Here is a 2,435-nt window from a genome sequence, read left to right as displayed (position 1 = left end):
CCCCGGCGTGACGTGCCAAGCCTGAACGCGGCCAGTTCTGGTGAGGGGGCATCTGCCGGGTACAGGCTTTCCAGCGTCTTGTTCAGCAGCATGGCGACCAGGTTGCGATGGTGAAAGTCGCGGCTCTGCGGGCTGAGCTGTTCGGCATCCAGCCGGTAGCATGCCGGCACGCGCTCCTGCTCGGGAGGCTGGGCGGGTCTTGTGTGTTCCAGTTGCTCGGCCGGCATCAGGTCACGCAGTTGATGCTGGTAGGCCGAGACCGACAGGCTCAGGTCCAGGGCCATGCCTTCGGCATCGGCGAGCGCCACTACCACCGGCACTTTCGGCTGGGTCCAGGGGTAGTGGCGGGCGATGGCATTGAGGTTGCCGATGGGCAATGTTTCGGTGACCGGGTCGCTGCTCCAGGTCAGCGGCATGCGCCGCTCGGTTGGCTTGAAGTCTTCGACCCAGGTTTGCAGGGCACTCACTGGCAACACATGGGGCTGGGTGGACGGGGTCTGGCTGCCGCTCACCAGCTCGGCCATGTCCAGCTGGCGCATGTGCCGTTTGCGCAGGGCTGGCGAACCGGTGATACGGGCGGTGATGGCGTTGGTCCACAGGTGCGGGCTGTAACCGATCCACACTTCCTTGGCCGTGTCCTGACAGGTGTCGGCCCACACCCAGCCCGTGCTCTGGCCGGACAGGTAGCGGCCACGCTGGTGGTAGTCCTCCAGCCCTTGGTAGCGCAGCTCCTTGTAGAGGCCCACGCCGACGTGCTCATGAATGACCAGCTTTTCGCCCTGAGGGCCTTTCATGAACACGTAGACATAACCTGGACGCAAGGCGCGGAGGGTATAGGCCGAGTGCTGCAGCGTGGGGAAGCCTTGTTCCAGGTTGAAGCCTGCATCGGCATAGCGGCAGGCGGGAGCGTCGGCGGTGCGGGGCACGATGGCGTAGCGCACTGGCAGGATGGGTATGCGTGCGCTGCAGGCAGGCCCGGAGGTAGCACGGCTGACGGAGGCGTCGCTCATGTACGCTTCCTTTGGGTTGAATGCGCTGGTGCCTCCTCAAATGCTTCGGGTGGCGGTGGCGCTGCTCGGACGTTGAACAGGCGGCAGATGCCATACCAGCAGAGGGCGACGGAGAGGTTGTAGGGAAACAGCACGGCCCAGAACGGCAATTGCCAGTTCTTTTTGCCCTGCATTTCACCGGGCTCACCGGTTCGCCAGGGGGCGTAGTGGCGCCAGGCTTCTGCCGGGGTCAGGCAGATGGCGTGGAGTGGCTTGTGCCACCAGTTGGGTTCACCGGGCGGAGGGAGTTTGTCCGGACCGTGGTCCATGAAGTGGCGGAGGTATTCCCATACCTCGGCGACATGCTTGACGCCGGGTTCGGTGGGTTCGTTGCTGTCGACCCAGAGGCAGTCTTTTTTGTGAAGGCTACCGTCCTTCCTAGGCGGGGCAAAGGCAAGTGCATAGCTAGTGCTGAAGGATGAACCACCGAACTCTGTGCGCTTAAATACCCCTCCCTTGGTATTGGTCCAATCGAATGAGATAAGTTTTTTGTTACGTTGATATAGGATTTTTCCAGTTGCGCGATTGAGGTAAATGTTTGACAGGTTTTTTATGAAGAAAATCCTGTAGGCGATGAATGGTGTAAATATTAGTGGTGCAACAATGTATTGTGCGAATGAGTGAAGGTCCGCTAGCACCGACTTTCTAAAGTCCGCATTCATGATATCCGGGTAGATGTAGGCTGCTAACCCTAATGTCATGGCGGTATATAGTTTCCCCATGAATACGGAGTCGGATACCCATGGGTTCACGAGGGATAAGTGATGTTTATTTATGGTTGATAGTTGGCTTGAGATATGTGGAGTGAACTGAGAGCGTGCGGAGGGTGTGAAAGTCCATGAAATGGCCATTATCGTTCCCCAAGTTTGAAAGTCTGAGAGGAGCTTGCTTGTTCATCTAAGCCTAGATTTGGCAGATATTTGATGCTCAGTTTAATGTGGCGGTGGTTTCGAATTTGATTCTTGAAGTGGAGTATTAGTCCGCCCCTAATTTCATAGCAGTCTGGTGTGGCTGGGAATACAGATATGCCATTGTTCTCGAGTTGGCTACTCAGGCTGGCTTGCCATTCGCTCTGGCCCAATAGAAATCCTCGTAGGAGGACTGTAAATTCAGCATTGGGGGGAATGCTAGAAACTTGATTGTGTGTGATGGCAGTCCAGTTCGGAGTAGTCCATGTGTTTAAGTCAGTCCATTTGCTGTCCAGATGCCCTAGGTCAAACAGTTTTGTCTCTTTTTTTGAAAGCAGCGAGGGTGAGTAAAATACCTGATGCCAAGCGTTTATTTCGTCTTTAATGTTGAAGAAGGTTGGAAGTTTTTTGTCGGTATCTAAAGTTATGTCTGGTCGGCTTTCGCCGTCATTGAGACGGTTCCCAAATATACTTCGAC

2 protein-coding genes and 1 pseudogene are annotated in these 2,435 nt (G+C 56.0%); all 3 read right to left on the bottom strand.

Going from position 1 to position 2,435, the window contains the following annotated elements; all coding sequences use genetic code 11:
* The coding region (locus ACF8RA_RS18515; protein WP_392519413.1) for a T6SS effector BTH_I2691 family protein at nucleotides 1–1,010 on the bottom strand (1,010 nt) is incomplete at its 3' end.
* Nucleotides 1,007–1,900 (bottom strand): hypothetical protein, encoded by an 894-nt coding sequence (locus ACF8RA_RS18510; protein WP_392488089.1) that lies wholly within the window; start codon nucleotides 1,898–1,900, stop codon nucleotides 1,007–1,009. The genes ACF8RA_RS18510 and ACF8RA_RS18515, both read right to left, overlap by 4 nt.
* Nucleotides 1,900–2,435: pseudogene (locus tag ACF8RA_RS18505) on the bottom strand (hypothetical protein); the annotation flags it as partial. The gene ACF8RA_RS18510 and the pseudogene ACF8RA_RS18505, both read right to left, overlap by 1 nt.

Origin of the sequence: Pseudomonas sp. FYR_5 (assembly GCF_043106315.1) — a bacterium.
GTDB classification, from domain to species: Bacteria; Pseudomonadota; Gammaproteobacteria; order Pseudomonadales; family Pseudomonadaceae; genus Aquipseudomonas; species Aquipseudomonas putida_Y.
The sequence above is the reverse complement of the archived record's forward strand: the minus strand, read 5'-3'. Positions and strand labels throughout refer to the sequence as shown.